The 6,893-nt window shown below is 69.6% G+C and carries 4 protein-coding genes and 2 pseudogenes; all 6 read left to right on the top strand.

Going from position 1 to position 6,893, the window contains the following annotated elements; translation table 11 throughout:
- Positions 1-195 (top strand): annotated as a pseudogene (locus GFH49_RS39530) (amidohydrolase family protein); the annotation flags it as partial.
- A 186-nt stretch (positions 196-381) separates the two neighbouring features.
- The gene (locus tag GFH49_RS28220; protein WP_155058878.1) at positions 382-1,128 is read left to right on the top strand and encodes an SDR family NAD(P)-dependent oxidoreductase; all 747 of its coding nucleotides are present in this window, start codon (positions 382-384) and stop codon (positions 1,126-1,128) included.
- Between the two features lie 171 nt (positions 1,129-1,299).
- Complete coding sequence (locus GFH49_RS28215; RefSeq protein ID WP_155058877.1) at positions 1,300-2,298, top strand: TAXI family TRAP transporter solute-binding subunit; 999 nt, start codon at positions 1,300-1,302, stop codon at positions 2,296-2,298.
- A gap of 302 nt (positions 2,299-2,600) precedes the next feature.
- Positions 2,601-2,957, top strand: a pseudogene (locus GFH49_RS28210) (IS21 family transposase); the annotation flags it as partial.
- A 962-nt stretch (positions 2,958-3,919) separates the two neighbouring features.
- On the top strand, positions 3,920-5,278 hold the full coding sequence (locus tag GFH49_RS28205) for an FAD-binding oxidoreductase (protein WP_155058876.1): 1,359 nt from the start codon (positions 3,920-3,922) through the stop codon (positions 5,276-5,278).
- 647 nt (positions 5,279-5,925) lie between these two features.
- Positions 5,926-6,828, top strand: coding sequence for a MarR family winged helix-turn-helix transcriptional regulator (locus GFH49_RS28200; RefSeq protein WP_155058875.1), 903 nt, complete (start codon positions 5,926-5,928; stop codon positions 6,826-6,828).
- Positions 6,829-6,893 lie beyond the last annotated feature (65 nt).

The raw sequence follows: 6,893 nt of genomic DNA, 5'->3' as shown, positions 1-6,893 counted from the left end.
CTGGACGACCTCAACCTCCTGGGCGCCGACCGGGACCCGGTCGCGGCCGTGGTCGTCGCCGCCCAGCCGCACAACGTGGACACGGTCCTGGTCGCCGGGCAGGTCGTGAAGTCCGAGGGCCGGCTGGTCAACGCCGATCTGCCCCGGGCCACCGAGGCCCTGCGGGCCACCGCGGCCGTCGTCAACGGCGGCTGACCGCCACCCGCCACAAGAACGACCCGACGACCGGTCGGCGGGCCGACCGGTCGAACCGGGCCAACAGGCCCTCCACCCGAGGACAGCCGTCATCGCCGACCCGGTGCGCGCAATCATCGCGCTGCCCGCCCGGCAGACCGCGGAGGGCCCCTCTCTGATTGATGCATCGCAAGAAGGAGCTGCAGTATGACTGGAAGGCTGGCAGGCAAGATCGCCGTAGTGACCGGAGGTGCCAGCGGCATCGGTCAGGCGATCGCCAAGAAGATGGCGTCCGAGGGCGCCGACATCGCGGTCGCCGACATCAACCCGGCGGACGAGACCGCGGAACTCGTCAAGGCCGCCGGGCAGCGGTTCTTCAGCGCCCAGGTCGACATCTCCGACGAAGCGCAGATCAACGCCTTCGCCGGGCAGGTGCGGGACGCGCTGGGCTCGGTCGACATCGTCTCGAACAACGCGGCGCTCGTGGAACTGGTCGAGTTCAGCGACGTGTCCTTCGAAAGCTGGAACAAGATCGTTTCGGTCAACGCCGGCGGCGCGCTCCTGACGTCCAAGGCGTTCCTCGACCAGCTGAAGGAGTCCAGCGCCGGCCGGGTGATCAACATGACGACCACGGCCTACTGGGAGAGCCCTCCGACCTTCGCCTCGTACCTGTCCTCCAAGGGAGCCGTCAACGGACTCACGTATGCGATGGCGACCGACCTCGCCAAGCACGACATCACGGTCAACGGGGTGGCCCCCAGCGTGGTCAGGACGCCCTTCACGCTCACGAGGCTGAGTGAGGAGTACTTCGAGCACCACATGCAGCTGCAGAACCTGAAGCGGCAGCAGACGCCCGAGGACGTCGCCAACGTCGTGGCGTTCCTCGCCTCCGACGAAGCGGCCTTCATCACCGGCCAGATCATCGCCGTCGACGGAGGCCTCACCCGCCGCTGACGTCGGTTCAGCAAGCGCCATGGGCCGGGACACCCCGGTGCCGGCCAAGCCGGAGCCCCCTCCCACCCTCTCTGTGCGGGAGGGGGCCTGGCTGCCGTGGGGAAGCGAACCGCAGCCACGCGTCGCGGCCCACAGAAGTTGCTGACCAACGACGTAAGGAGAGGATCGCTGATGAGTTCCCCCATCGAGGTGCGTCTGCTCACCGCGGGCGCGAACTGGCTGAGGGTCGGGAGCATGCTGGGGCTCGGCCTGACCGGCTACAACAGTCCACTGCCCGAGGGTTCGTCTGTCTCGGTCCACACCATCGAGACCGGCGCCTCGTGTATCCGCGGGATGCAGCTGGTGGACGAGGGCAGGTACGACTTCGCCATCACGACGCCGCCGTGGCTGGCCAAGGCCGCGGCCGACGGCGTCACCGCCTTCGGGCTGACCGACCGGCCGCTCGACCTGCGTGCCGTGTGCGTGTTCCCGCACTTCGACCAGCTCGCCCTGGCGGTCCGCGCGGATCTGGGGATCACCTCGCTCCGGCAGATCTTCGAGGAGAAGATCCCGCTGCGCATCTCGACCGGGCCGACGCACCTGGGCCACTCGCTGGGCTGGGTGATGGACGTGCTGCTGGCCGAGTACGGGGTGAGCGTCGAGGACATCGAGGGATGGGGAGGCACCGTCTCCTCCGGAGGACGGCAGCTGAACTTCCTGGAGGTCACCGACGGGGGTCTGACGGGGCGTGCGGCCCTGCTCGCGGCCGGGAAGCTCGACGCGGTCTTCGACGAGGCCCTCATGACGAAGTCCTGGAAGGAGGCGGCGGAAGCCGTGCCGATGACCTTCCTGCCGATCGAGGACGAGGTGCTGTCGTCCCTGGAGGCGAAGTACGGCGCACGCCGGACCGTGCTCCCCGCGGGACGACTGCCGGGCGTCGAGACCGACATCCCGACGCTCGACTTCACAGGCTGGCTGCTGTATTGCCGCGCCGATGTGGACGACGAGATCGTCTTCCTGACGCTCCAGGGTCTGGAGCAGCAGACGGCCCAACTGGAGACGCTCTTCGAATCCCAGGCCCCCTACGCCGCCTTGACCGAGCCGATCGACCTGTCGAAGGCCTGGCAGAACACAGAGGTCCCGTTGCACCCCGGCGCCGAGCGGTTCTACCGCGCCAAGGGCTTCATGTGAGCACTGCCGGGAAAGGAAGCGAGAGCGTACCGGATCTGTACGCCCGTACCTGGGAAGGCCAACCGCTCGCCACGGACGAGAAGACTTCCGCCCGGGCCCGCTGCCGCCGTCATCCCGCCCTGACCCCGGGCCAGGGCGGGTGATGCGCACGAACCACACCCACGGCCGCGGCGGAGTGCTGGATCACCTGGCCGCCCACGATGCCCGCCATCGCGGAGACCAGCGGCGCCCCGGTGCTCGTCGAGTTCGGCACCGTCATCCGGGCCTACGCCAAGAGCCACACTGCCAGGCCTGCCGCCGGTGACCGGTCGCCGAAGTACGAGCGGGCGGCGAAGGGCTCGGCGGTGGACGCGGTCGAGCCGGCGATCCGTGCGTTGCTGCAGCAGACGCCGACGATGCCGGCCACGGTGATCGCCGAGCGGATCGGCTGGGAGAAGGGGATGACGGTGCTGAAGGAGCGGGTGCGGGAGCTGCGGCCGGCGTATCTGCCCGGCGACCCGGTCTCGCGGACGGTGTATCAGCCCGGTGAACTGGCCCAGTGTGACCTGTGGTTCCCGCCGGTTTCGGTGCCGCTGGGCCATGGGCAGGCCGGCTCGCCGCCGGTGCCGGTGCTGGTGTCGGACTACTCGCGGGTGATCACCGCCAGGTTGCAGCCCTCTTGATCATGTCCGCCCCCTGATCGGCGAACATCCCACCGCACACGGGCCGCACCATCAGATGCCCGAGCCCAACCACCTTCGACTCGGACAACGAACGACCGTCAGGCACGTGGCCTCCACGTGGACGAGTAACCAGCGGGGCCTCCACGTGGACGAGTAACCAGCGGAGACAGTTAGCGTACGAACTACTATCCACCGCCCGCAAGCCCCAGAACGCGCGCAGAAACCGCCGTGTCTTCGAACAGGCCCCGCCGGGAGGAGCGGGCAGCTTCGCGACACATCACGACGGGCCACCACGACCACCAGGGTGTCCAGCGCCCCTGGAGGGGCGCGGCCCCCCTGCCGCAACCGCTGACCGCCGGAACCGTTCACGGGCGACCAGGCGTCCACGCCGCCGGTGTCGTCGATGCTCACGGATGCCACCTGCCTGCGGTCCGGGCCGTCGGACGTCGTTGCGCTCAAACCGGTACGCAGCGCCCGCCAGCACAAGGCTCGCGCTGGCCGGCGGCCGGTGCCCACGGTGAAGACCGTCCAACCGGGCGGCTGGTGCGGTTCTCGTTCTCCGCGGTGCCCGCCGCCGGTGTCCGCCTACGATCCGTCGCCGGGTCAGGGCTTGCCGAAGCCGAGATCTGTCCACCGTTCCCGGCAGCGCCTGTTCGAAGACGCGGCGGTTTCTGCCCGCCGGCCGGGGCCCCATGCTCCCGCGCCGCTCGGCGAGAGGTCGCCCTTTTCGGTCGCGTCCTTGGTCTTGCGGCGATGGACAGTAGTTCGTATGTTAACTGTCTGGTCGTCATCGCCTGCATGTGTGGGGCGTCACTTCGGTACTGATGGTGGAGCCGACACCGGTGCCGGGGCGGTCGCGACCGCCCTCCTTGAGCCGCGCTGTGGGGACGGCCGATTCGGCCGCCTGATCACCTCGCCGATGTCTGAATACCAGTACCTACGTGCATCAAAGGAGATGTATGTCTGTCGAGCGAAAGCTGGAGCGGAAGCTTCTCTGGTCTGGTGATGAGGGTTACGAGGAGGCGCGTCGGGCCGCCGTGTGGAACGGCCGTAAGCCCGCACGGCTTCCGGCCGGAATCGTGCTGGCCGAGGATGTCGACGACGTCGTGGCCGCGGTCCGGCTGGCCAAGGGACGGCAGCTTCAGGTCTCCGTCCGCGCGGGCGGGCACAGTTACTCCGCCGTGAGCCTGCGCGAGGGCACGCTCCTCATCGACGTCTCCCGCCTCCGCGGACTAGACGTCGACGCCCGTGCCAGGACCGCGGTCGCCGGCCCCGGAGTTCTCGGTGAGGAACTCGACCGGGTGCTGGACCCACTACGCCTGCTCTTCCCCCACGGCCACTGCGCGACGGTGGCGCTGGGCGGTTTTCTTCTGGGCGGCGGCATCGGATGGGGCTGGCGTGGGTTCGGGCCCGGGTGTTCCCAGGTCCGGGCCGTCGACGTGGTCACGGCGGACGGCGAAGTGGTGCGGGCCGACGCGTCGCACAACAAGGACCTCTACTGGGCGGCTCGGGGCGCGGGTCCCGGGTTCTTCGGTGTAGCGGTCGCCTTCCACGTGCGGTTGCTGCCGATGCCGGCCGTGATCAAGGGTGTCTTCTCCAACTACCCGCTCGAAGTGCGCGGTGAACTCTTCGACTGGCTGTACGAGTCGCGTCATGAGATGGCTCCGATCGTCGACCAGGCCGCCTACACCACCCAATACGCGACGCAGTCCCCGGAAGGGGCGACGACGCTGCTGGGCGCGGCTGTCTTCGCCAACTCCGAGCGCGAGGCCGACGACGCGCTCGCGCCCTTCGTGAACACACCGCTGGCGGAGAAGGCGATCTGGAGCAACGCCAGTCCCCCGCTTTCGGGCATGCAGGAACTCCAGAGCACCTTGTCACCGGACAGCCTGTTCCCGCCAGGGTTCCGGTACACGTGCGACAGCATCGTGTCGAGCGCGTCGGCGTCCACACTGATGCCGGCCTACGAGGCAGCCCTCACCTCGACCCCCACGCCCCGGTCCCACGTCAGCTGGGTGAACCTCGCGGGCAGCCCGGCATTGTCCGACATGGCCTTCTCCGTGCTCGGGGACACCCTGATCCAACTGGCCGCGGTGTCGGACGAGCCGAACCGGGACGCGGAAATGCAGGCGTGGGCCACCGACCATGCCCGTCAGCTGAACGTCTTCGCCTCGGGCAGCCTGATAAACGAGGAGGCCATGGTCGCCCGCGGCGTGGGGCCGGACGCCTTCTTCCCTCCCGACAAGCTGTCCCGTCTCGAAACCCTGCGGAACCGGTGGGATCCGGACGGCCGCTTCGTGTCGTTCCCGCAGGGTTGACCGTTCCGCAGGGGTGAACCGGACGCCCCGCGCCTGCGGCCGGTCGCCGTCCGAGCCCCAGCGTTGACCCGCTGGCTCTTCGCAGCAGCTCGGCGGTCGCCCACGGGGAACCGTGAGCGCCGCCGAGCTCGCCGTGCACCTCGCTCGGTCGCCGCCGTCCCACGACACCCGGTCCTGCTCGGTCCTGAGCGCCGGCAACATCACCATCCACCACGATCGACCCTCTGCGTTCGTCGTGGCCCGCGGCCGGCCGGTTCCCATCCGCGGCCGTCCCCGTCGGCCACTTCGCCGAGGCGGCCGCGTCGGCCACCCGGGCCGCCACTGCCTTGGGCGGCGTCACCAACCTCGCCGACCAGGAACCTCCAGGGGCGGCCCCTACCGCATCCCCATCCCCCGCAAGCACAGGCGCCCGACCTGTTCGGCGAACCCAGCTGGGACGTCTTCCGCAGCGATCGCCAGAAGACGGCGTGATGGCCGGCACCGGCACGGTCCGCACGGTCCGCACGGTCCGCCCCTGAACGTCGTACGAACGGGCGTGGGCACCGTGAGGAGGCCGGTCACCCGGCATCCCGGTCAGCCGGACCGCTATCCTGCCGCTGACCAGCGCGTCGCAGGGCGGCGAGCACGGAGCGGAAGGGTGTTGGGCGGTGGTACGTGGGTCGGCGGGCGCGGTCCCGGACGAAACGGCCTTCGCCGTGGGCGTTGTGCTGCGCACGGTCCAGCAGGTCCAGGACCGGCTGTGGCAGGAGCTGGTGCCGGACGGGTACACCTGGCCGCAGTTCGCTGTACTGCACCGGCTGCGGATACGTCCGGGCATCGACCAGCGCACCCTGGGCGAGGTGCTGAGCCTGGACAAGGCCACCGTCGCCGAGTTGGTGGCGCGGATGGACCAGGCGGGTCTGGTGGCCCGCGAGTACACCGCCGCCGACGCCCGGCGCAACGCGCTACGGCTCACCGACGAGGGGCAGGCCGCGTTCACGCACCTCGCCCCTTGGGTGGCCCAGGTGCAGTTGCGGATGACCGCCGGACTGAGCTCCGAGGAGACCGGCCGGTTCCTGCACCTGATGCGGACGGTCGCCGGGGTCACTACCGGCACCTGGAAACCCACGGCGCCCGTCATGACACTGATCGGTCTGCCCGCGGACACCACGGACAACCCCGGATTCCTGATCCGGGTCGCCCAGCAGCGGCACACGCGGTACTGGGCGGAAGCCGTGGGGACACGGCTGACCGCTCCGCAGTACGGCGTGCTCTACCGGCTCGCCCGCGAGCCGGGCATCGACCAGACGACCCTCTCCGAACGCGTGTTGCTGGCCAAGCCGCGGACGGGTGAGATCCTCAAGCGCCTGATCGCCCGCGGTGAGGTACGGCGCGAGCCGGACCCGTGCGACGGCCGGCGCAAGCTGCTCTTCCTGACGGACGACGGGCTGCGGGTGCTGTACGAGGTGACGCCCGCCGCCCTGGACGTCCAGCACAGGCTGACGCAGAGCCTCACAGCGGAGGAACGCGGCCAACTGCTCGCACTGCTCGGACGGATCAGCGAAACGTAAGGATCCAGAGCCAGCCGCACACGCGACCAACCACTTCAAGCCATTGGTGAGCACCGGAACCAAGT

This window comes from Streptomyces blattellae (assembly GCF_009709555.1).
GTDB lineage: Bacteria > Actinomycetota > Actinomycetes > Streptomycetales > Streptomycetaceae > Streptomyces > Streptomyces blattellae.
The sequence above is the reverse complement of the archived record's forward strand: the minus strand, read 5'-3'. Positions and strand labels throughout refer to the sequence as shown.